Source organism: Paeniroseomonas aquatica, from assembly GCF_030409335.1.
GTDB lineage: Bacteria > Pseudomonadota > Alphaproteobacteria > Acetobacterales > Acetobacteraceae > Belnapia > Belnapia aquatica.
In genome coordinates, this window is record NZ_JAUFPN010000200.1 from 21,150 (window position 1) to 41,607 (window position 20,458).

Annotated in this window: 21 protein-coding genes, 1 tRNA gene and 1 pseudogene; 20 read left to right on the forward strand and 3 right to left on the reverse strand. The window is 70.6% G+C overall.

Annotation, left to right across the window (positions count from 1 at the left end; translation table 11 throughout):
• Positions 1–33: 33 nt before the first annotated feature.
• The 7 genes from QWZ14_RS26680 to QWZ14_RS26710 all read left to right on the forward strand — a co-directional run bounded on the left by QWZ14_RS26680 (position 34) and on the right by QWZ14_RS26710 (position 5,476).
• A complete protein-coding gene (locus QWZ14_RS26680; protein ID WP_290320071.1) occupies positions 34–1,149 on the forward strand; it encodes a Zn-dependent alcohol dehydrogenase in 1,116 nt (371 codons plus the stop codon).
• On the forward strand, positions 1,146–1,457 hold the full coding sequence (locus QWZ14_RS26685; RefSeq protein ID WP_290320072.1) for a DUF6166 domain-containing protein: 312 nt from the start codon (positions 1,146–1,148) through the stop codon (positions 1,455–1,457). Before QWZ14_RS26680 ends, QWZ14_RS26685 begins: the two co-directional genes overlap by 4 nt.
• 191 nt (positions 1,458–1,648) lie before the next feature.
• A complete protein-coding gene (locus QWZ14_RS26690; protein WP_290320073.1) occupies positions 1,649–2,377 on the forward strand; it encodes a GntR family transcriptional regulator in 729 nt (242 codons plus the stop codon).
• 52 nt (positions 2,378–2,429) lie between these two features.
• Positions 2,430–3,236 carry a sterol desaturase family protein gene (locus tag QWZ14_RS26695; RefSeq protein ID WP_290320074.1) on the forward strand — a complete coding sequence of 269 codons (807 nt, stop codon included), beginning with the start codon at positions 2,430–2,432 and terminating at the stop codon, positions 3,234–3,236.
• A gap of 4 nt (positions 3,237–3,240) precedes the next feature.
• On the forward strand, positions 3,241–3,444 hold the full coding sequence (locus QWZ14_RS26700) for a hypothetical protein (protein ID WP_290320075.1): 204 nt from the start codon (positions 3,241–3,243) through the stop codon (positions 3,442–3,444).
• A gap of 36 nt (positions 3,445–3,480) precedes the next feature.
• Positions 3,481–4,290 carry an aspartate/glutamate racemase family protein gene (locus tag QWZ14_RS26705; RefSeq protein WP_290320076.1) on the forward strand — a complete coding sequence of 270 codons (810 nt, stop codon included), beginning with the start codon at positions 3,481–3,483 and terminating at the stop codon, positions 4,288–4,290.
• An 832-nt stretch (positions 4,291–5,122) separates the two neighbouring features.
• A complete protein-coding gene (locus tag QWZ14_RS26710; RefSeq protein ID WP_290320077.1) occupies positions 5,123–5,476 on the forward strand; it encodes a hypothetical protein in 354 nt (117 codons plus the stop codon).
• Here the strand turns inward: QWZ14_RS26710 and QWZ14_RS26715 are convergent.
• Genes QWZ14_RS26715 through QWZ14_RS26725 form a run of 3 tightly spaced genes read right to left on the reverse strand, consistent with a single transcriptional unit; the run spans position 5,473 to position 10,156 of the window.
• Positions 5,473–6,528: a 2-oxoacid:ferredoxin oxidoreductase subunit beta gene (locus QWZ14_RS26715; RefSeq protein ID WP_290320078.1), complete on the reverse strand. Its 1,056-nt coding sequence runs from the start codon at positions 6,526–6,528 to the stop codon at positions 5,473–5,475. The genes QWZ14_RS26710 and QWZ14_RS26715 overlap by 4 nt on opposite strands.
• Positions 6,525–8,369, reverse strand: a complete 1,845-nt coding sequence (locus QWZ14_RS26720) for a 2-oxoacid:acceptor oxidoreductase subunit alpha (protein WP_290320079.1) — start codon at positions 8,367–8,369, stop codon at positions 6,525–6,527. Before QWZ14_RS26720 ends, QWZ14_RS26715 begins: the two co-directional genes overlap by 4 nt.
• A complete protein-coding gene (locus QWZ14_RS26725) occupies positions 8,357–10,156 on the reverse strand; it encodes an FAD-dependent oxidoreductase (RefSeq protein ID WP_290320080.1) in 1,800 nt (599 codons plus the stop codon). Before QWZ14_RS26725 ends, QWZ14_RS26720 begins: the two co-directional genes overlap by 13 nt.
• A 221-nt stretch (positions 10,157–10,377) precedes the next feature.
• On the opposite strand from QWZ14_RS26725, the gene QWZ14_RS26730 reads away from it, so the two are divergent.
• The 13 genes and pseudogenes from QWZ14_RS26730 (at position 10,378) to QWZ14_RS26785 (ending at position 19,789) form a co-directional block, all read left to right on the forward strand.
• Entirely contained in the window at positions 10,378–10,605 is a 228-nt protein-coding gene (locus QWZ14_RS26730; protein WP_290320082.1) for a hypothetical protein, read from the forward strand.
• 136 nt (positions 10,606–10,741) lie between these two features.
• Positions 10,742–11,296, forward strand: a complete 555-nt coding sequence (dcd, locus tag QWZ14_RS26735; RefSeq protein WP_290320084.1) for a dCTP deaminase — start codon at positions 10,742–10,744, stop codon at positions 11,294–11,296.
• Between the two features lie 11 nt (positions 11,297–11,307).
• Positions 11,308–12,567: a UDP-N-acetylglucosamine 1-carboxyvinyltransferase gene (gene murA / locus QWZ14_RS26740; RefSeq protein WP_290320085.1), complete on the forward strand. Its 1,260-nt coding sequence runs from the start codon at positions 11,308–11,310 to the stop codon at positions 12,565–12,567.
• A 5-nt stretch (positions 12,568–12,572) separates the two neighbouring features.
• Positions 12,573–13,280, forward strand: a complete 708-nt coding sequence (hisG, locus tag QWZ14_RS26745; RefSeq protein ID WP_290320086.1) for an ATP phosphoribosyltransferase — start codon at positions 12,573–12,575, stop codon at positions 13,278–13,280.
• A complete protein-coding gene (gene hisD, locus QWZ14_RS26750; protein WP_290320087.1) occupies positions 13,277–14,575 on the forward strand; it encodes a histidinol dehydrogenase in 1,299 nt (432 codons plus the stop codon). The genes hisG and hisD overlap by 4 nt, the downstream gene beginning before the upstream one ends.
• A 142-nt stretch (positions 14,576–14,717) precedes the next feature.
• Complete coding sequence (gene infA / locus QWZ14_RS26755; RefSeq protein WP_290320088.1) at positions 14,718–14,936, forward strand: translation initiation factor IF-1; 219 nt, start codon at positions 14,718–14,720, stop codon at positions 14,934–14,936.
• A gap of 22 nt (positions 14,937–14,958) precedes the next feature.
• Positions 14,959–15,546, forward strand: coding sequence for a Maf family protein (locus tag QWZ14_RS26760; RefSeq protein ID WP_456307271.1), 588 nt, complete (start codon positions 14,959–14,961; stop codon positions 15,544–15,546).
• A complete protein-coding gene (locus QWZ14_RS26765; protein WP_290320090.1) occupies positions 15,543–16,700 on the forward strand; it encodes a ribonuclease E/G in 1,158 nt (385 codons plus the stop codon). The genes QWZ14_RS26760 and QWZ14_RS26765 overlap by 4 nt, the downstream gene beginning before the upstream one ends.
• Positions 16,690–16,884, forward strand: coding sequence for a DNA gyrase inhibitor YacG (locus QWZ14_RS26770; protein WP_290320091.1), 195 nt, complete (start codon positions 16,690–16,692; stop codon positions 16,882–16,884). The genes QWZ14_RS26765 and QWZ14_RS26770 overlap by 11 nt, the downstream gene beginning before the upstream one ends.
• Before the next feature lie 81 nt (positions 16,885–16,965).
• Positions 16,966–17,041, forward strand: a tRNA-Phe gene (locus QWZ14_RS26775).
• A 1,591-nt stretch (positions 17,042–18,632) separates the two neighbouring features.
• A complete protein-coding gene (locus QWZ14_RS26780; protein ID WP_290320092.1) occupies positions 18,633–18,893 on the forward strand; it encodes an Arm DNA-binding domain-containing protein in 261 nt (86 codons plus the stop codon).
• Positions 18,894–18,927: 34 nt separating this feature from the next.
• Positions 18,928–19,008: pseudogene (locus QWZ14_RS32110) on the forward strand (hypothetical protein); the annotation flags it as partial.
• Positions 19,009–19,177: 169 nt separating this feature from the next.
• On the forward strand, positions 19,178–19,789 hold the full coding sequence (locus tag QWZ14_RS26785; protein ID WP_290320093.1) for a tyrosine-type recombinase/integrase: 612 nt from the start codon (positions 19,178–19,180) through the stop codon (positions 19,787–19,789).
• Positions 19,790–20,458: the final 669 nt, after the last annotated feature.

Below are 20,458 nucleotides of genomic sequence, written 5' to 3' on the forward strand. Positions count from 1 at the left end.
GCGTAGATTCCGCCCGAAGGATGGGGGGCGTTCATGGCGGTGCAGCGGGCGCGGGCGGCGGTGCTGCGCGAGATTGGCCGGCCGATGGCGATCGAGCCGGTCGCCGTCGGGCCGATGGGGCCGGGCGACGTGCTGGTGCGCGTGACCGCCGCCTCGCTCTGCCACACCGACCTCGAGGTGATCGAGGGGCAGCTCGGCCTGCGGCTGCCGGCGGTGCTGGGGCATGAGGTGGCGGGCACCATCGCCGCGCTGGGCGAGGCGGTGCAAGGCCTGTCCCCCGGCGATCCGGTGGTGCTGTCCTGGAATCCGCATTGCGGGCAGTGCTTCTACTGCGGCCGGGCGCAGCCCATCCTGTGCGAGCAGTATCTGGGCAACGGACCCAGGGCCGGCCATTTCGACGGGCGGCCGCGCTTCGCCTGCGACGATGGCGCGCCGCTGCACCAGCTGATGTACCTCGGCGGCTTCGCGGACTATGTCGTGGTGCCGGCGCAGCAGGCGGTGCGCGTGCCGGAGGCGATGCCGCTGGATCGCGCCTGTTTGCTGGGCTGCGCGGTCATGACCGGCTTCGGCGCGGCGACGCATATCGCCGGCATCGAATGGGGCTCGGTGGTGCTGGTGATCGGCGCCGGGGCGGTGGGGCTGGCGGCGATCCAGGGCGCGAAGCTGGCGGGCGCCGGGCGGATCGTCGCGGTGGACCCCAATCCGGCGCGGCGGGCGATGGCGGAACGCGCCGGGGCTGCGGTGCTGTGCGACCCCGGGGCCGAGGACCCGGCAGCGCTGGCGCGGTCGTTCACCGCCGGGCGCGGCGCCGATGTGGTGATCGAGGCGGCGGGGGCGCCGGCCGGCTTCCGCGCCAGCGTCGAGGCGGTGCGGCCGGGCGGGCAGGTGGTCTGGCTCGGCAAGCTCGGGGTGCAGGACGAGATGGCCTTCCGCTGGGGCGCGCTGATGCAGGAGAAGCGCATCCTCCGCAGCAGCTACGGCGGGGCGCGGCCGGCCGAGGATTTCCCGGCGATGGCGGCGGCCTATCTCGACGGCCGGCTCGACCTCGACAGCCTGGTGACGGCGCGGATCGGGCTCGAGGATATCAACGAAGGCTTCGCGGCGCTGAAGCGCGGCGAGGCCATCCGATCGGTGGTGGTGTTCGCATGAAGATCTACGAAGGTGGCCGCGGCCTCGCTGGCGCGGAAGTGACGGTGGATGGCGCACCGCTCGACCCGCGCTTCGAGGTGAAGGCCTTCTCGCCGATGGGCTACGAATGGACCTATGAGGGCGACGGCCCGCGGCAGTTGGCACTCGCCTTGCTATGCGACCACCTGGGCGATGCGCAGAGGGCGCTGGCCCTGACCGAGGATTTCATGCACGAGGTGGTCGCCGAACTCGACAATGCCTGGCTGCTGACGACGGAGGATATTGCGGCGGCGGTGGACCGGATTCAGCCAAAGGGAGCGCACATCTGACGGCTTCCGCCGCAGATGCACGCTCAACCCGACTGGAACCTTACCCTCCCTAAACCCGGCTTTCCGCAGGGCCGATATACCAACGCTGATGTGCCGCTTGATATATCTCTCGCATGCAGTGTCGCTGCGCCGCTCCCGCCTGTCAACAGCGGTGGTTGCGTTGTGCGCCCCGACCCGCGAAAGCTCCGCCCATGCCTGATCCCACAGCACCACGCCCGGCCGCCACGGCTGCCGGCCCGAATTTCCGCCGCCGCGGCGGCGCCACGGAGTCCGACCTCGACGCAACGCTGACCGAACAAGCCTACCGCGCCATCGAGGAGGCGATCGTCACCCTCTCGCTCAGGCCGGGCGAGGTGGTGAGCGAGGCGCAGCTCTCGACCCGCTCCGGCTTCGGCCGCACCCCGGTGCGGGAGGCGTTGCAGCGGCTGGCGCGGGAGCGGCTGGTGCGGATCCTGCCGCGGCGCGGCATCGTCGTCGCCGCCGTCGATATCCGCGAGCAGCTCCGCCTGCTGGAGGTGCGGCGGGAGATCGAGCGGCTGACCGCGCGGGCTGCGGCCCGCCGGGCCGATGCGCCGCAACGGGAGCGGTTGCGCGGCATCGCCGAGGCCATGCTGCAGGCGGCGGCGACCAACGACGAGACCGGCTTCCTGCGGCTCGACCGCGAGCTGAACCTGCTGCTGCTGGAGGCCGCGCACAACGAATTCGCCGCCGCCGCGATGGCGCTGATGCATGGGCTGTCGCGCCGCTTCTGGTTCATCCACTGGCGGCGCAGCGCCGGCCTGCCGGAAGCGGCGGCGGCGCATGCGGCGCTGGCGCGCGCCACGGCCGACGGCGCGCCGGAGGAGGCGGCCGCGGCCTCCGACCGGCTGATCGATTACATCGAGAGCTTCACCCGGGCGACCGTCGGTCCCGAGCCTTGACAGCACCGCTGCCGACGACTGATATATCAGTCTCGGGCAGCGGAGAATGGCCATGGACTCCTCGATCGAGGCGCTGAAGCGCGACCGGCTCTCCCGCCGGCAGCAGGCCTTCCGGGCGGATTTCCGCGCCAAGATCGGCGCGCTCTACCATGGCTGGGTGCATGTGGCGCTGATCTACGCCATCGGCGGCGCCGCCATCTGGTACGCGGCGCGGCAGGTCGAGGCGCCGGCCTGGTACGAATGGCTGGTGGTGCCGGCGGCCTTCCTCGGCGCCAACGTCTTCGAGTGGTGGATCCACAAGTACGTCATGCACCGCCCCCTCCGTGGCTTCATGGGCATCTACAAGCGGCACACCCTGGCGCATCACCAGTTCTTCACCGAGCACGAGTACACGGTGGACGACACCCGGGACTTCCGCATCGTCTTCTTCCCGCCCTATGCGCTGATCACCTTCCTGGCGCTGTCGCTGGTGCCGGCCTGGGTGATGCGGAGCCTCGGCTTCCCCGATGCCGGCTGGCTGCTGCTGATCACCAATACGGCGCTCTACCTGAACTACGAGTTCTTCCACTTCTGCTGCCACGTGAAGGACGACCGGATCGTGCGGCACCTGCCCTTCATCAACACCATCCGGCGGCATCATGCGGCGCACCACAACACCGCCATCATGATGGAGCGCAATTTCAACCTGACCTACCCGATCGCCGACTGGTTCTTCGGCACCTCGGACCTCCGGCGCGGGCTGCTCGGGCATCTGGTGAACGGCTACGACGCCTCCCACGTCCGCCACGACCTGAAGCGGGTGCGGCACACGGTGGACGACCCGCGCGCCGGGCGGCCGCACGCCATGGCCGCGGAATAGCGCCGTGGCCGCGCTCACGCCGCTCGACGGCGGCCGGATCAAGAAGTCGCGGGCGTCGCTGATCGGCGGCATCGCCGTCGGCATCGGCGTGATGGTGCTCTGGACCGCGATCACCCGCGACCTCGCCGTCGCCGGCAATGGCATGATGCTGCTGGGCATCGCCGTCAGCCTGCTGGTCGCGGCCTGGATCTGGCGCGCCGACCTGTGAGTGCCTAGCCTGCGCCCGGGGCGCGGGGAGGCAATGATGCGGATTTGGTACCAGTCCATGACCCGGGCGGAGGCCTGGCCGGCCTATGCGGCGGCGCTGCAGCGGACGCTGGCCGCCGCGGCCGATCCGGGCACGAGGATCGAGATCCATGGCATCACCAGGCGCGGCGGCATCGGCGACCAGTACCGCAGCCTCGAATTCATCGAGACCATCGAGGTGCTGGAGAATGTCGCCCGGGCCGAGGCGGAGGGCTTCGATGCCGTGCTGCTGGGCAACATCGCCGACCCCGGCCTGCGGCCGGCGCGGGAGATGGTCTCGATCCCGGTGCTCGGCCTCTGCGAGACGGCGCTGCTGACCGCCTGCCAGATGGGCGCCTCCATCGGCCTGGTCGTCGCCAACGACAAGCACCAGTCCAGGGTGGTCGAGAACGTGACGCTGGCCGGGCTCGGCGGCCGGGTGGTGGCGGTGGAGCGGATGCAGGTGGACCGGCTGGTCGACCTCGATGCCGCCTTCGCCGGCGGCGCGGCGCGGGACCGCGTCATCGGGCAATTCATGGCGGCCGCCGAGGCCTGCGTCGCCCGCGGCGCCGAGGTGGTGATCCCGGCTGCCGGCGTCGCGATGATCCTGCTGGCGGAGGCCGGCATCCAGGATGCCGGCGGCGGCGCGCCGGTGCTGAACGCTTCCGTCGCGCTGCTCAAGGCGGGGGAGATGGCGGTGAAGCTCAACCGGCTGATGGGCGGCCGCTTCACCAGCCGGCGGCGGACCTATGCCCAGCCGCCGCCCGGGCAGATCGCGGAGTTGCGCGCCGCCTACGGCGACATCTTCCCCCGGATCGTGCCAAGCTGAGGCGGGTCCGCCGGGTGCCATCGTCGCCCGCGCCGGACCTGCCCAAGACGAAGGCAGGTGCAGCCGGAATGTCACAGTTGCCCGGCGTCGGGCCCTGCGGCTGCAACCGATCCGCAGATTGATCACTTAATTCCTACAAGGCTGATTGCGGGGGGCAAGCGGTGGATCAGGCACTACAGGCAGGAGTCCAACCGTCGCGCGCATTCCCGAGTGGTATCCCTGGCATGTTGCTCTCGGCCCTGCCGGACGGGTGGGGGCTGCTGGGGCGCTGCCGCCTCGGCACCGCGGGGCCGATCGGGCCGGCCAGCGGCTGCTACGCGCTGGTGCATCCGACGATCGGCGTGGCGCTGGTGGATGTCGCCCCCGACGCCACCCCCAATGCCGAGGCGCGCCTCCGCCGGGCCCTGGGTTCGGCGGATTTCTGGCGGGACCATCCCGGCACCCTGCCGGTCTGGCACGGCCGGATCGAGATCGGCGCGGTACGCAGCCTGCCGGCCCTGCTGGCCGAGGGCTTCGGCACCCTGCCGCCACTGACCGTGCCGGGCAAGGAGAGCTGGATCGGGGCGGTGCGCTCGGCGCTGGCCGACGACGCCGCCTGGGAGATGCCCGGCCAGCCGCCACGGTCGCGCAGCCTGGTCCCGGCGGTCGCGCCGGAGGAGGAGGATGACGCCGCGCCGGCGCCACTGCGGCGGCCCGCCCGGCGCGGCAGCGTCTGGCGGAAGGCGGGGATGGCCGCCGGCGCGGTGATACTGGTCCTGCTGGCCTGGCTCGTCACCGCCCCGGTGCCCGAACCGCCGCCACCGCCCCGGGTGGCGNCCCGGCCCGGCCGGTCGTGACCCAGGCGGCGCCGCCGCTGCCGCCCCTGGAGCGGGTGGTGGTGGCGCTGCCGACCCCCGTGCGTGCGCCGGAGCCGGCATCAGCCCCACCGCCGCCGCCCGCAGCCGCCGTACCGCCGACGGCGGCACCCGCCGTCATCGCCGCCGAGGCTGCGGCCAGCCCGCCGGTGGAGGAGGTGGCGCTGGTGCTGCCGCCCCCGGCCCCGCCGCCGGCACCGCCGCTGCGCCGGGTGGCGGCGCCGCGGATCGACCCGGGCTGCACCCGGGCGCTGTACCGCTACCAGCAGGGGCTGGCACTCAACGCGGCCGAGACGGCACATGTCCGCAACGGCTGCGCCACCCGGCGCTAACGCAAGCTGGCGTTCAGCTTCTCCAGCGCCGCGGCGCCCGGGACCAGGGCCGCGTCGCCGAGGCGGTTGAGCGGACGGGCGACGGTGCCGAGGTTGGCGTGCAAATCCTGCGGGTCCGGCTCGATGTAGAGCAGGCCCGTCACGATCTCCCCGGCCGCCTTGCGTTCGTGCAGGTGGTGCATGGCGCCGACGCGGTCGGTCGGGTCGTATTCGGCGTGCAGCTTGCGCAGGCGCAGCACCGAGCCGTCGTGCTGCTGCACGTCGCGGACCTCGCCCGGGGCGTAGTCCGCGGTGATGGGGTTGCGGCCGATGATGACGTCGAGGTGGTTCATCGCCTCGTTGTGCTCGCGGACGAAGTCGTAGGATTTGGTCGAGCCTTCGTGGTTGTTGAAGGCGACGCAGGGGCTGATGCAGTCGATGAAGGCGGGGCCGTCGTGCCGCATCGCGCCCTTGATGAGCGGGACGAGCTGGTCCTTGTCGCCGGAGAAGCTGCGGCCGACGTAGGTGGCGCCGAGCTGGAGCGCGATGCCGATGAGGTCGATCGCCTCGTCGGTATTGATGGCGCCCTTCTTGGCCTTGGAGCCCTTGTCGGACGTCGCGGAGAACTGGCCCTTGGTCAGGCCGTAGACCCCGTTGTTTTCGACGATATAGGTCATGTTCACGCCGCGGCGGATGCTGTGGGCGAACTGGCCGAAGCCGATGGAGGCGCTGTCGCCGTCGCCGGAGACGCCGAGGTACAGCAGCTCCCGGTTCGCCAGGTTGGCGCCGGTCAGCACGCTCGGCATCCGGCCATGCACGGAGTTGAAGCCGTGGCTGGCGCCGAGGAAGTAGTCCGGCGTCTTCGAGGAGCAGCCGATGCCGGACATCTTGGCGACGCGATGCGGCTCGATATCCAGCTCGAAGCAGGCCTGGATGATCGCGGCGCTGATGCTGTCGTGGCCGCAGCCGGCGCAGAGGGTGCTGATCGCGCCCTCGTAGTCCCGCCGGGTGAAGCCGAGGGCGTTCACCGGCAGGCGCGGGTGGTGCAGCTTGGGTTTCGGGAGGAAGCTCATTCCGCGGCGGCTCCGGCGAAGGGGAGGACTTTGTTGGCGAGGACCTTGTCGCCGATGGCGGCGCGGATGAAGCGCGCGGTGATCGGCGTCCCGTCGTAGTGCAGCACGGGAATGAGCTGCTGCGGCGCGATGCTGCACTCGTTCATGATGAGGGTGCGCAGCTGGGCATCGCGGTTCTGCTCGACCACGAAGACCGTGTCGTGCTCGGCGATGAAGGCATCCACGTCCCGGTGGAAGGGGAAGGCGCGGATGCGCAGCGCATCGACCTGGATGCCCTCGGCCTCGAGCGCGGTCAGTGCCTCCTGCATGGCGGCGGAGGAGCTGCCGTAGTAGATCACCCCGACCCGCGTCGGCTCGGCCGCGCGGCGCAGGATGGGGTGGGGCACCACGCCCTTGGCCGTCTCGAATTTCTGCAGCAGGCGCTGCATGTTGTCGACATAGGCGGCGCCGACCTCGGTGTACTTGGCGAAGCGGTCGCGGGACGTGCCGCGGGTGAAGAAGGCGCCCTTGTTGGGGTGGGTGCCGGGGTAGGTGCGGTAGGGGATGCCGTCGCCATCGGCATCGAGGTAGCGGCCGAAGACCTTGCCGGCCTCCAGCTCCTCGGCGGTCATCACCTTGCCGCGGTCCATGCGCCTATTGTCGTCCCAGGCGAAGGGCTCGCAGAGCCAGTCGTTCATGCCGATGTCGAGGTCGAGCAGGACGAAGACCGGCTGCTGGAATCGGTCGGCGATGTCGAAGGCATCGGCGCCGAACTGGAAGCACTCGTTCGGGTCTTCGGGGAAGAGCACGATGTGCTTGGTATCGCCGTGGCTGGCATAGGCGGCGGCCAGCACGTCCGACTGCTGGGTGCGGGTCGGCATGCCGGTGGAGGGGCCGGCGCGCTGCACGTCGAAGATGACGGAGGGGATCTCGGCGAAGTAGGAGAGGCCGACGAATTCCTGCATCAGCGAGATGCCGGGGCCGGAGGTGGCGGTGAAGGCCCGCGCCCCGTTCCAGGCGGCGCCGATGACGATGCCGATGGAGGCCAGCTCATCCTCCGCCTGGACGATGGCGTAGCGTTTCTTGCCGGTGTCCGGCTCGGTGCGGAAGCGGCGGCAGTATTTCTCGAAACCCTCGGCCAGCGAGGTCGAGGGGGTGATGGGGTACCAGGCGCAGACGGTGGCGCCGCCATAGACGGCGCCGAGGCCGGCGGCGCTGTTGCCGTCGACGTAGATGCGCTCCCCCACCTTGTCGGCGCGCTCCAGCCGCAGGCCGAGCGGGCAGGCGAGGTTCGCCAGGGCCCAGTCGCGGCCCATGTGGAAAGCGTCGCGGTTCGACTTGGCCAGCTTCTCCTTGCCCTTGTAGGCCTCGGACAGCAGCGTCTCGACCACGCCCGGGTCGATCTGCAGCAGGGCCGAGAGGGCGCCGACGTACATGATGTTCTTGAACAGCTGGCGCTGCCGGGCATCGGTATAGGCGGCGTTGCACATCTCGGTCAGCGGCACGCCGATGACGTTGATGTCCTCGCGGAAGCGGCTGCGCGGCAGCGGCCGGGTGCTGTCGTAGAAGAGGTAGCCGCCGGCGTCAATCTCGGCGACGTCGCGGTCCCAGGTCTGCGGGTTCATCGCCACCATGAGATCGACGCCGCCGCGCCGGCCGAGATGGCCCTCGCCGCTGACGCGCACCTCGAACCAGGTCGGCAGGCCCTGGATGTTGGAGGGGAAGATGTTGCGCGAGGCGATGGGAATGCCCATGCGCAGGATCGACTTGGCGAAGAGCTGGTTGGCGCTGGCCGAGCCGGAGCCGTTGACGTTGGCGAATTTGACCACGAAGTCGTTGGTCGCATTGATCACGCCTGGCATGCGTGCACCCTCTCGAGCTTCGGCTTGGCCGTTTCCAGGAAGAACTTCTGCATGTCCCAGGCGCCGGTCGGGCAGCGCTCGGCGCACATGCCGCAGTGCAGGCAGACGTCCTCGTCCTTCACCATGACGCGGCCGGTCTTGAGCCCGTCCGCAACGTAGATCTCCTGCGTCAGGTTCAGCGCCGGCATCTTCAGGCGGTCGCGCAGCTCCGCCTCCTCCCCGTCCGGGGTGAAGGTGATGCAGTCGACCGGGCAGATGTCGACGCAGGCGTCGCATTCGATGCAGAGGCTGGGCACGAAGACGGTCTGGACGTCGCAGTTCAGGCAGCGCTGGGCTTCCTTGTAGGCGAGCTCCCGGTCGTAGCCGAGCTCGACCTCGGTCTTGATGTCGCGCAGCGCGACCTCGTTCTCGGCATGCGGCACCTTGAAGCGGAGGTCGAGCGAGACCCCGCTGTCGTAGCTCCATTCGTGGATGCCCATCTTCTGGCTGGACATCACCACCTCCGGCGGCGGGCGGACCGTCACGTCCTCGCCGCGGCAGAACATGTCGATGGAGACCGCGGCCTCGTGGCCATGCGCCACGGCCCAGATGATGTTCTTCGGGCCGAAGGCGGCGTCGCCGCCGAAGAAGACCTGCGGCAGGGTCGACTGCAGCGACTGCTCGTTCAGCTTGGGCAGGCCCCAGCGGTCGAACTCGAGGCCGAGGTCCTTCTCGATCCAGGGAAAGGCATTCTCCTGGCCGATGGCGACCAGGACCTCGTCGGCCTCGATCGTCACGTCGGGCTCGCCGGCGTTCACAAGCTGGCGGCGGCCATTGGCGTCGCGCTCGGCCTTGACCTTCTCGAAGACCATGCCGGTCAGGCGGCCATCCGCGTGCAGCACTTCCTTCGGCACCAGCCAGTTGCGGATGGGGATGCCCTCGTGCTGGGCATCCTCCTTCTCCCAGGGGGAGGCCTTCATCTCCTCGAAGCCGGAGCGGACGACGACGGTCACCTGCTCGCCGCCGAGGCGGCGGGCGGAGCGGCAGCAATCCATCGCGGTATTGCCGCCGCCGAGGACGATGACGCGCTTGCCGACACTTTCGATGTGGCCGAAGGAGACGGAGGAGAGCCAGTCGATGCCGATGTGGATATGCGCCGCCGCCTCGGCCCGGCCGGGCACGTCGAGGTCGCGACCGCGCGGGGCGCCGGCGCCGACAAACACTGCGTCGTAGCCCTCGGCCAGCAGGCCCTTCAGGCTCTCGACCCGCTGGTTGTAGTGGGTGACGACGCCGCCGCGGTCGGTGATGTAGCCGACTTCCTCGTCGATGACGCTCTCGGGCAGGCGGAAGCGGGGGATCTGGCTGCGGATGAAGCCGCCGCCCTTGGCCTGCTCATCATACACGTGGACCTCGTAGCCCAGTGGGGCGAGGTCGCGGGCGACTGTCAGGCTGGAGGGGCCGGCGCCGATGCAGGCGATGCGTTTCCCGTTGCCGACCTCGGGGATCGGCGTCAGCCGGGCCAGGATGCCTTCCTTGTTGTCGGCGGCAACGCGCTTGAGCCGGCAGATCGCCACCGGCTCCTCCTCGACCCGCCCGCGCCGGCAGGCCGGCTCGCAGGGGCGGTCGCAGGTGCGGCCGAGCACGCCGGGGAAGACGTTGGAGTGCCAGTTGACCATATAGGCATCGGAATAGCGCCCGGCGGCGATCATCCGGATGTACTCGGGGACGGGCGTATGGGCCGGACAGGCCCATTGGCAATCGACGACCTTGTGGAAGTAGTCGGGATTGCGAATGTCGGTCGGCTTCAAGCGCGCGACTCCGTTGCTATGATGGACGCAAGGCGGGCCCCGGCAGGGGCAGGCGGCTTGACCGCGGAATGCATTTCTTTCCTCCCCCTGCCCTTCGGGCGGGCGAACATTGCCCCAAGCCCGGCAAGCCCGCAACGACCCGACCGGAAGCGTGCCGAATGGGTGAAGCGCCGGCGCGGCGGATGATTGACGCCGGCGGGGGCGGCGGACAGCCTGCTGCCATGGCCAAGCCCCCGTCCCGACCGCCGCCGCCCGCCGAACCGCCTTCCCCGGCCCCGCCCCGGGCCGTCGACCGGGCCAGGGCGGAGCGGGAGGCGCGGCAGGCCGCGGCGCTGCGGGCCAACCTCCGCCGCCGCAAGGCCCAGGCGCGGGGGCGGGAAGCGGTGGCCCCGGACCCGGCCGGCGAAGGCCCGGGCGATGCCGGCCCGCCGGACGCGGGGCAGGGGTGACGGCGGCGGCGGTTGCCGCTCGGGGTGGGCTGGGCTAAGGGGGCCGATCACACGGGCCCGACGTCGGGCCGCGGCGCCGCCGACGCCCGGCGCCGCCACTGCGTTTTCCGCCATCGGTTTCCTGGGGCCGCCCGCCATGTCCATCATGCCCGACCACTGGATCCGCCGCATGGCGGCCGAGCACGGCATGATCGAGCCCTTCGTCGAGAGCCAGCGGCGGGAGGGTACCATCTCCTTCGGCCTGTCGTCCTATGGCTATGACGCCAGGGTTGCGGACGAGTTCAAGATCTTCACCAATGTCGACAATGCCATGGTCGACCCGAAGAATTTCTCCGAATCCGGCTTCGTCACCCGGCGTGGGGAGACCTGCATCGTGCCGCCGAACTCCTTCGTGCTGGCCCATACCGTCGAGTATTTCCGCATCCCGCGCGACGTGCTGGTGATCTGCCTCGGCAAGTCCACCTATGCCCGCTGCGGGCTGATCGTGAACGTCACGCCGCTGGAGCCCGAGTGGGAGGGCCAGGTGACGATCGAGATCAGCAACACCACCCCCCTGCCGGCCCGCATCTACGCCAATGAGGGGATCTGCCAATTTCTGTTCCTGCAGGGCTCGTCCGCACCCGAGGTCAGCTACAAGGACCGGGCCGGCAAATACATGCACCAGCGCGGCGTCGCGCTGCCGAAGCTCTAGGGACGCCGGGCATGGACCGTATCGTGGTACGCGGCGGCCGGCCGCTCGAGGGCCGCATCCCGATCGGCGGGGCGAAGAACGCCGCCCTGCCGCTGATGGCCGCCGCCCTGCTCTCGGATGGGCCGCTGGTGCTGCGGAACGCGCCGGACTTGGCGGATATCGCCACCATGCGCGCCCTGCTGGAACAGCACGGGCTGGAGGTGGTGCACGACAAGGCGGCGCGGACGCTCACCATGTCCGGCAATGCGACCAGCCTCGAGGCGCCCTACGACCTGGTGCGGAAGATGCGCGCCTCGGTGCTGGTGCTCGGCCCGCTGGTGGCCCGCCACGGAAGGGCGCGGGTTTCCCTGCCCGGCGGCTGCGCCATCGGCACCCGGCCGGTCGACCTGCACCTCAAGGGCCTGGAGGCCATGGGCGCGACCATCGTGCTCGAGGCCGGCTACATCGAGGCGCAGGCGCCGCAGGGGCTGAAGGGCGGCCGCATCCTGTTCCCCGTCGTCTCGGTCGGCGCCACCGAGAACCTGCTGATGGCGGCCTGCCTCGCCGATGGCGTCTCCGAGCTGGTGAATGCGGCGCGGGAGCCGGAGATCGAGGATCTCGCCCGCTGCCTGATCGCCATGGGGGCGAAGATCGAGGGCGTCGGCACCGACCGCCTGACCGTGACCGGCCAGGCCTGCCTGGGCGGCGCCACGCATGACATCGTGCCCGACCGGATCGAGGCCGGGACCTTCGCCTGCGCCGCGGCCATCACCGGCGGCTCCGTCCTGCTGGAAGGCGCCCGGGCCGAGCATCTGGGTGCCGTGGCCCGCACCCTGCGGGAGGCCGGGGTGCTGGTGGAGGCCGAGGCCGATGGGCTGCGGGTCTCCCGGCTCAACGGGCTGCATGGCGTCGACGTGATGACCGAGCCCTTCCCCGGCTTCGCCACCGACATGCAGGCGCAGTTCATGGCGCTGATGTCGGTCGCCGAGGGGGCTTCGATGGTGACCGAGACCATCTTCGAGAACCGCTTCATGCACGTGCCGGAGCTGAACCGCATGGGCGCCCGGATCAACGTCCACGGCGCCTCGGCCATCGTCCGCGGGGTGCCGAAGCTCTCGGGCGCGCCGGTCATGGCGACCGACCTCCGCGCCTCCGTCTCCCTCATCCTTGCGGGTTTGGCCGCCGAGGGGGATACCATCGTCAACCGCGTCTACCATCTCGACCGGGGCTATGAGCGGGTCGAGCTGAAGCTGGCCGCGGTCGGCGCCGATATCGAACGCATCACGGGCTGAGCCAGATGGACCTGCCGATGTCCGCCGCCGCGACGGCGGCCGAAGCCGAAACCGGGCCGCTGATCCTGGCGCTGCCCAAGGGACGCATCCTGGCCGAGCTCGGGCCGTTGCTGGGCCGCGCCGGGATCCATCCGGCCGCCGACTACACCGACGAGGACAGCCGGCGGCTGCGCTTCGAGACCTCGGACCCCCGGCTCGACGTGGTGCGCGTCAGGCCCTTCGACGTGGCGACCTTCGTGGCGCATGGGGCGGCGCATATCGGGGTCTGCGGCGCCGACGTGCTGATGGAATTCGACTACCCCGAGATCTATGCCCCGCTCGACCTCGGGATCGGCCAGTGCCGGATCTCGGTGGCCGAGCCCGTCGCAACCGCCGGGGCGACGGCGGGGCGGGACGATCCCAGCCGCTGGTCGCGCATCGCGGTGGCCAGCAAATACCCGAACGTGGCGCAGCGGCACTACGCGGCGCGGGGGGTGCAGGCCGAGGTGGTGCACCTGAACGGGGCGATGGAGCTGGCGCCCTCGCTGGGGCTGGCCCGGGTGATCGTCGACCTGGTGCAGACCGGCAGCACGCTGAAGGCCAATGGGCTGGTCGAGACCGAGGTGATCGCCAAGGTGACCTCCCGCCTCATCGTCAACCGCACGGCGCTGAAGACCATGCCGGAGGCGATCGGCGCCTGGATCGCGAAGTTCCGGGCGGCACTGGCGGCATGAAGCGGCTCGATATCCGCGAGGCCGGCTTCGAGGCCGGCTTCGCCGCGCTGCTCGACATGGCGCGGGAGACGACGGCGAAGGTGGATGCCGCCGTCACCGGCATCCTGGCCGAGGTCCAGGCCGGCGGCGATGCGGCGCTGCTGGCGCTGACGGCGCGCTTCGATGGCTGGGCCCCGGCCGATGCGGTGGCGCTGCGGGTGACCGCGGCCGAGATCGATGCGGCGACCGCCGGCATCCCGGCCGGGCTGCTGGCGGCGCTGGATTTGGCGGCGGAGCGGATCGAGCGCTTCCACGCGGCGCAGCGCCCGGCGGACCTCGAGCTGCCGGACCCGGCGGGGCTGACCTTGGGCATGCGCTGGACGGCGCTGGATGCGGTCGGGCTCTACGTGCCCGGCGGCAAGGCGGCCTATCCCTCCTCCGTCCTGATGAATGCGCTGCCGGCGCGGGTCGCCGGCGTCGGCCGCATCGCCATGGTGGTGCCGACGCCGGGCGGGGTGCTCAACCCGCTGGTGCTGGCCGCGGCGCGGCGGGCCGGGGTGACCGAGGTCTACCGGATCGGCGGGGCCCAGGCCGTCGCCGCCCTGGCCTATGGCACCGCCAGCATCGCCGCGGTCGACCGCATCGTCGGGCCGGGCAATGCCTATGTGGCCGAGGCCAAGCGCCAAGTCTTCGGCCGGGTCGGGATCGACAGCATCGCCGGCCCCTCCGAGGTGGTGGTGGTGGCCGATGCCACCAACGACCCGCGGCTGGTCGCGGTCGACCTGCTGGCCCAGGCCGAACACGACGAGAGCGCCCAGGCCATCCTGATCACCGACGATGCCGGCTTCGCCGATGCGGTGGCGGCGGCGGTCGAGGCCGAGCTGGCCACCCTGCCCCGCGGCGCCATCGCCGGGGAGAGCTGGCGGCGGCATGGCGCCATCATCCTGGTCCGGGACTGGGCGGAGGCGCAGGGGCTGGTCAACCGGCTGGCGCCGGAGCACCTGCAGGTCATGCTGCCGGATGCGCGCGGCTGGTTCGCCGGGGTGCGGCACGCCGGGGCGGCCTTCCTCGGCCGCTTCTGCCCGGAGGCGCTGGGCGACTACGTCGCCGGGCCGAACCACGTGCTGCCCACGGGTCGGACGGCGCGCTTCGCCTCCGGCCTGTCGGTCTATGATTTCCTGAAGCGGACCACCTGGGTCGAGGCCTCGGCCGCAGGGCTGGCGGCGATCGGGCCGGCGGCGGTGGCGCTGGCCGAGGCCGAGGGGCTGCAGGCCCATGGCCGGAGCGTTGCGCTTCGCTTGCGCACCGGTCCTTGACCCGCCTCCCCCCGGCGATCATGTTGCCGGCGTCAAGTCAATCCCCCGAGGCCGAGGCCTCCGCCCAGGCTCATCCCGCGTTGGCCCCACCCCGTGCCGATGCGGCGCGGCGGTGGCTCGCTGCGCATTGTAAAGGTTTCTGATGTCAAAAGAGGACATGATCGAGTTCAGCGGCACCGTACAGGAGCTGCTGCCCAACGCGATGTTCCGCGTGAAACTCGACAATGAGCACCTGGTTCTCGCGCATACCAGCGGCAAGATGCGGAAGAACCGCATCCGCGTGCTGGCGGGCGACCGGGTCAATGTCGAGATGACGCCCTACGACCTGTCCAAGGGCCGCATCACCTTCCGCTTCAAGTAAGGTCTTGAGCCAGACAGGCTCGCTGAGCCCTGGGAAACCGCCCCTGGTGCTGGCCTCGGCCAGCCCGCGGCGGCTCGACCTGCTGGCGCGGATCGGCGTGGTGCCGGACCGGGTCCTGCCGACCGATGTCGACGAGACGCCGCTGAAGGCCGAACTGCCGCGGCCGCTGGCCGGGCGGCTGGCGGCGCTGAAGGCGGCGGCGGCGGCGGCGGCCTCGCCCGGCGCGCTGGTGCTGGCGGCGGATACCGTGGTCGGCGTCGGCCGCCGCATCCTGGGCAAGCCGGCCGATGCGGCGGAGGCGCGGCGCTTCCTCGCGCTGCTCTCGGGCCGGCGGCACCATGTCTATACCGGGGTGGTGGTGGTGACGCCGGAGGGCCGCAGCCTGTCCCGGCTGGTCGATACAATCCTGACCTTCCAGCGCCTGACCGAGCAGCAGATCGACGACTACCTCGCCGGCGGCGAATGGCAGGGCAAGGCCGGCGGCTATGCCATCCAGGGCAAGGCGGAGGTCTTCGTGCGCTTCCTCTCGGGCTCGCATTCCAGCGTCGTCGGGCTGCCGCTGTTCGAGACTGCCCAGCTGCTGCGCGGGGTCGGCTGGCTGCGGCCATGAGCGCCGCCCGCATCCTGGTCAGCGTCTCGCCCGGCGAGGTCCGGGTGGCGCTGCTGCGCGGCGACCGGCTGGACGAGGCCTGGGTCGAGCGGCCGGCGCGGCCGGACGGCGTCGGCGACCTGCAGCAGGCCCGGGTGACGGCGCTGGCGCCGGCCATGGCGGGCGCCTTCCTCGCCCTGGCCGGCGGCGAGACCGGCTTCCTGCCGGAATCCGAGGCCGGGCCGGTACGCCAGCCGATCGGCAAGTCGGTCTCCGAGGGGCAGGTGCTGGTGGTCCGGGTCACCCGGGCCTCGCAGGGCGGCAAGGGCGCGCGGGTGAGCGCCAAGGTGGCGCCCGAGGCGCGGGCGTCGCTGGCGCTGCCGCCGGGCCATGCCCCTGCCCTGCTGGCGCGCGGCCCCGAGGCGGCGCTGCGGCTGGCCCGGGCGGTGCCGGAGGCGATGCTCCTGACCGATGGCGCCGCCGTCGCGGCCCGGCTGCGCGGGCTGCTCGGTGCCGGGCGGGTGGGCTTCAGCCCGAAGCCGGTCTTCGAGGAGGCGCTGGAGGCCGAATTCGACCTGCTGGCCGGGCCGGAGGTGCCGCTGGACGGCGGTGGTCGGCTGCTGGTGCATCCGACCCCGGCGCTGGTCGCCATCGACGTCGATGCCGCCGCCGCCGCCGGGGTCGCCGACCCCGAGGCGCAGCGGCGGGTGAACGAGGCGGCGGTGCTGGCGGCGGCGCGGCAGCTCCGGCTGCGGCAGCTGGCCGGGCCGATCCTGCTGGACCTCGCGGGGATGACCGCCAAGCGCCGGGCGGCGCTGGCCGAGCCGCTGGCGCGGGCGCTGGCGCCGGACCACCTGGCGCGGCTGCTGGGGCTCGGGCCGCTCGGGCTGTTCGAAATTTTGCGGCAGCGGGTGCACCCGCCGCTGCACGAGGTGCTGGCGGGGCCGCTGACCCCCGGCCTCGCCGCCCTGCGCCAGGCGGTGCGGGAGGCCGCGGCGGCCCCGGGGCGGCGGCTGGCGCTGCGGGCGGCGCCGGCGGTGCTGGCGGCGCTGGAGGGCCTGGACGGGGCGCTGGCGGAGGCGGCGGAGGCGCTGGGGCAGCCCCTGGCGCTGCGGCCGGAGCCCGGCCTGGGATGGGGCGACTGGCAGCTTGAGGAGACCGGCGATGGCCGATGAGGCGAAGACCCCGGCGGCACGGCCCTGCGCCGTCTGCGGCAAGCCGGTGGCACCGGGAAGCCCGTTCCGCCCCTTCTGCTCGGCGCGGTGCCGGCAGGTGGACCTCGGCCGCTGGCTGGCCGGGGATTATGCGATTCCGGGCGATGTGCCGGATTTGCCGGAAGACGACGATACCGGCAGCTGAGCGGGTGGACAGGCGACGCGGCTTCGGCTATTTCCCGCGGCCTCTGCCGCGGACCCCGGGTGATGCCCGGGGGTTGCTTGGGCCCAGGTAGCTCAGTTGGTAGAGCATGCGACTGAAAATCGCAGTGTCGGTGGTTCGATTCCGCCCCTGGGCACCATTCTGTTTTCATTGGGTTTTTTGCCGATTTCTGCGCATTTCCCAAGAGGCAAATTTTTCGCGTTCCTGGCCTCGCGGACTCACTGCGGACTCATTCGGGCCGGTTTCGTGATGGGCCGCATCTAAATCAGCCGCAGCCGGGCGCCTCGAACCAACCGCCCACCCCCACTCTGGAACAGGTTGCGCCGTTGCGCCGGATCGGTTGCAGCCGTTGCACCTTTTGGCAACAGTCCCCTACTGGCGCGGCCGCACGCCTTTGTGCGCCATATTCGCCCAGCAGCAGGAGGGACCCCACTTCCCCCCTCAGCCGGCATGGTCCACTGCGGCGGGACCGGGCCATACCGTCAACTAGCGTCAACCTGCATTGTCCCGGTTGACTAGCGTTCCTCCGCGCTCTGGCCGGCCGTATGGGTCATGCACGGATGGGGACCCACTTTCCTATGCCGCTGCGCCCCGGCCAGCAGCCCGACCACCATGCGGCGCTGGGCTGCCGCCTTCCGCTGCCCTTCTGCGAAGTCCGGCGGAGGCAACGCTGGTTCCGACTGGATGGCTTCGCGCTCTGCTAAGTGCGCCAGATCATCCCCCACGCCCGCCGCCTCATCCGGCCCGGCGACTGCCGCGCAAGCCTCGCCCGATGGCTAGGCAACCTGGGCAACCGGCGCAACCGGCACCGCAACCCCTTGCTCCGGGCGGGCTCCGTCCGCGCAAGCTGGGTTGCCCGGTGAAATGTCCCCCTGGGCAACCGGGCAACCCGCGGCCAGCGCAGCGCAGCGCGCAGCGCAGCCGTCCAGTCCGCGGCCGGCGCTGCCTCACCCATCGGCGAAGATCGCCGGCAGAAAGTGGTAGGCACGCGCGCCCTTCGGGCGGCCAGGCAGGGAACAACGGCAGGCAGGCTTACCGTCCCTCGGATCGGCCCGGAGGAAACCCCTCCGCGCCATCTCCCCTGCCAGCGCGCTGGCATCGAAGCCGGCCGCGACCTCACCCCGCCAAACTTCGGGCAGGATGAAGAACTCGGTCCCGTCGCCCGATGCAGCCGGCCGGCGAAGCCGGCGAGATAGACCCGCTCCGCCCCTGTCGCAGTCTCGCCGGCATCGTCCTTTCCCAAAAGCCGGAAGCGGCCTTCCGCGTTCCGTTCGAGGAAGGCGCGCACCTGGGCAATCCTTACCTCGAACTCGGCGGGACCGTCCCCGCCGCGGGCGCGCCGCCAGTCTGCGAAGCATCGGGCGGCCGCTCGCGCCGCCTCGCCCTCCGACCACGGCACGATGCCCAGCACGCGCGCTAGCTCACCTCCTGCGGCGATGATGGCAAAGCGATCCGCGACGCGGGCAACCTGCCCATCCGCTCCCTTCGGCACATGGGCGGCCAGGAAGTCCCGGCGGAACACTGTCACGCAGTGTCGGTGGTTCGATTCCGCCCCTGGGCACCATATTCCCATCCAGCAAGGTCCAATACCGGCCACAATACCCTCCAAACACGAGGGTTTACCTCTCTAAGGCGTCCGGTAAGGTGCAGGGCATTCCGGTGACAGCCGGTACTTTTTGACGGTAGAAATGACGGTATCAACTCGATGCCGTCAGCAGGATGCCGTCAACATGGCACTTACGGACACCGCCGTTCGCACCGCAAAGGCACGCGACAAGGCCGTGAAGCTGACGGACGGCGCCGGCATGTACCTGCTGGTTCAGCCCGCCGGAGCCCGCCTCTGGCGGTTCGACTACCGTGTGCAGGGCAAGCGGAAGACGCTGGCCCTTGGCGCCTATCCCGCCGTAAGTCTAGCTGCAGCCCGGAACCGCCAGGCAGGCTGCAGCCAATACCTTCGAGGCCATCGGGCGCGAATGGGTCTAGAAGCTTGAGCGGGAAGGCAAAGCGCCCGCCACGCTAGCGAAGGTGACTTGGCTGCTTGATTTTGCCTACCCGGTCATCGGCAGGCGCGCCATTGCCGAGATTGGTGCTCCCGATCTTCTCGAGGTCCTTCGCGTGCAAGAGAAGCGCGGACGGCTAGAGACGGCGCGTCGTCTGCGGAGCACCCTGTGGGCAGGTCTTCCGCTACGCAATCGTCACCGGGCGCGCCGAGCGCGACCCTTCCACCGACTTGAGAGGCGCTCTGACTGCTCCCAGCGTAACGCATCGGGCTGCCGTGACCGACCCCAAGGCCATTGGAGAGCTTCTCCGCGCCATAGAGGCCTTCTCTGGACAGCCCGCCACGCTGGCAGCCCTCCGTCTGATGCCTCTCACACTGCTACGACCCGGTGAACTCCGGCGCGCATCATGGTCCGAGGTCGATCTGGACGGCGCCATTTGGCGCATCCCCGGCGAGCGAATGAAGATGCGGGCCTCACATCTGGTGCCGCTGTCCCGGCAGGCAATCGTGGTCCTACGCGATCTCCATCTCATCACTGGCACCAGACAGCTCATCTTCCCGGGCCTACGCGGTGCCTCACTCCCGATGAGCGAGAATACAATTAACGCAGCGCTTCGGCGGCTCGGCTATGCCAAGGACGAGATGACAGGGCACGGCTTCCGGGCCATGGCCGCAACCCGGCTGAACGAGATGGGCCAATGGAACTCTGACGCGATCGAGCGGCAGCTTGCGCATGCAGAGAGCAACAAAGTCCGCAAGGCTTACACGCATGCCGCACAATACTTGGACGAACGCCGGACCATGCTGCAGGTCTGGGCCGACTACCTCGACGTGCTCCGCGACGGAGGCCACGCAATGCGCCTACCTCGCGCGTCGGCTGCGGCGTGAGTATGCCCGGAGCCTGCTGGCGGCGGTAGCCCGAGGCGCGCCCTCCACGCATGCTGGGTTGCGCGAGATGCACACGCTCTAATGGCGCCCTGGTGCCTTTTTGCTGCGTGCCGAACAGCCGTTCCTCACGCCATTAGCGCAAGGGCGCTTGATCTGCAGTCCAACGGCGAAGCCGGCGCGCAATTCCGGCGTCAGGCGACCTGGCAGCGCGAGGCCGCCCACAGTGCAAAAAACCTTGGAAGAGGGAGCCTACGGAGGTGTTCAGTACTGCACGTCGGGAAGCGGCGAAATGGCGCATGCTCCGCAATTTGCTAACTACTCCGCGCTGGGCGCCCGAGACAGCGGCATACGTTGCCGTCGGACTCGATCCTGAAAACACGGAGTATTCGGACCAGCAGGGGTGGGGCTTCGGATGGCTACCTGCATCACCCGCCCCCGAGTGGGCCGAAATGAACCGATTCGAGCTCGAACGGAATGTGGAAGCGGTGCTACCCAAGCTTCGGAGCCTCACGGCTCGCGCCGACCCGCTCAATGAACGCACACCTGCCGAATGGATCAGGTGGCTGATTTTGGCGGGATTTGAGCCGCCCTGGCTCGCGGCGGCCTATCGTCGCCGGTCCACTGGGCGCCTCCTAGGCCACGACCTCCCTCCTGCGCAGAACTCCCCCG

Coding starts and splice junctions, on each gene's coding strand:
- QWZ14_RS26690 (WP_290320073.1), top strand. CDS start 1,649: ATGCCTGATCCCACAGCACCACGCCCGGCCGCCACGGCTGCCGGCCCG.
- QWZ14_RS26705 (WP_290320076.1), top strand. CDS start 3,481: ATGCGGATTTGGTACCAGTCCATGACCCGGGCGGAGGCCTGGCCGGCC.
- QWZ14_RS26720 (WP_290320079.1), bottom strand. CDS start 8,369: ATGCCAGGCGTGATCAATGCGACCAACGACTTCGTGGTCAAATTCGCC.
- QWZ14_RS26695 (WP_290320074.1), top strand. CDS start 2,430: ATGGACTCCTCGATCGAGGCGCTGAAGCGCGACCGGCTCTCCCGCCGG.
- QWZ14_RS26730 (WP_290320082.1), top strand. CDS start 10,378: ATGGCCAAGCCCCCGTCCCGACCGCCGCCGCCCGCCGAACCGCCTTCC.
- QWZ14_RS26685 (WP_290320072.1), top strand. CDS start 1,146: ATGAAGATCTACGAAGGTGGCCGCGGCCTCGCTGGCGCGGAAGTGACG.
- QWZ14_RS26765 (WP_290320090.1), top strand. CDS start 15,543: ATGAGCGCCGCCCGCATCCTGGTCAGCGTCTCGCCCGGCGAGGTCCGG.
- hisG (WP_290320086.1), top strand. CDS start 12,573: ATGGACCTGCCGATGTCCGCCGCCGCGACGGCGGCCGAAGCCGAAACC.
- QWZ14_RS26680 (WP_290320071.1), top strand. CDS start 34: ATGGCGGTGCAGCGGGCGCGGGCGGCGGTGCTGCGCGAGATTGGCCGG.
- infA (WP_290320088.1), top strand. CDS start 14,718: ATGTCAAAAGAGGACATGATCGAGTTCAGCGGCACCGTACAGGAGCTG.
- hisD (WP_290320087.1), top strand. CDS start 13,277: ATGAAGCGGCTCGATATCCGCGAGGCCGGCTTCGAGGCCGGCTTCGCC.
- QWZ14_RS26770 (WP_290320091.1), top strand. CDS start 16,690: ATGGCCGATGAGGCGAAGACCCCGGCGGCACGGCCCTGCGCCGTCTGC.
- murA (WP_290320085.1), top strand. CDS start 11,308: ATGGACCGTATCGTGGTACGCGGCGGCCGGCCGCTCGAGGGCCGCATC.
- dcd (WP_290320084.1), top strand. CDS start 10,742: ATGTCCATCATGCCCGACCACTGGATCCGCCGCATGGCGGCCGAGCAC.
- QWZ14_RS26780 (WP_290320092.1), top strand. CDS start 18,633: ATGGCACTTACGGACACCGCCGTTCGCACCGCAAAGGCACGCGACAAG.
- QWZ14_RS26715 (WP_290320078.1), bottom strand. CDS start 6,528: ATGAGCTTCCTCCCGAAACCCAAGCTGCACCACCCGCGCCTGCCGGTG.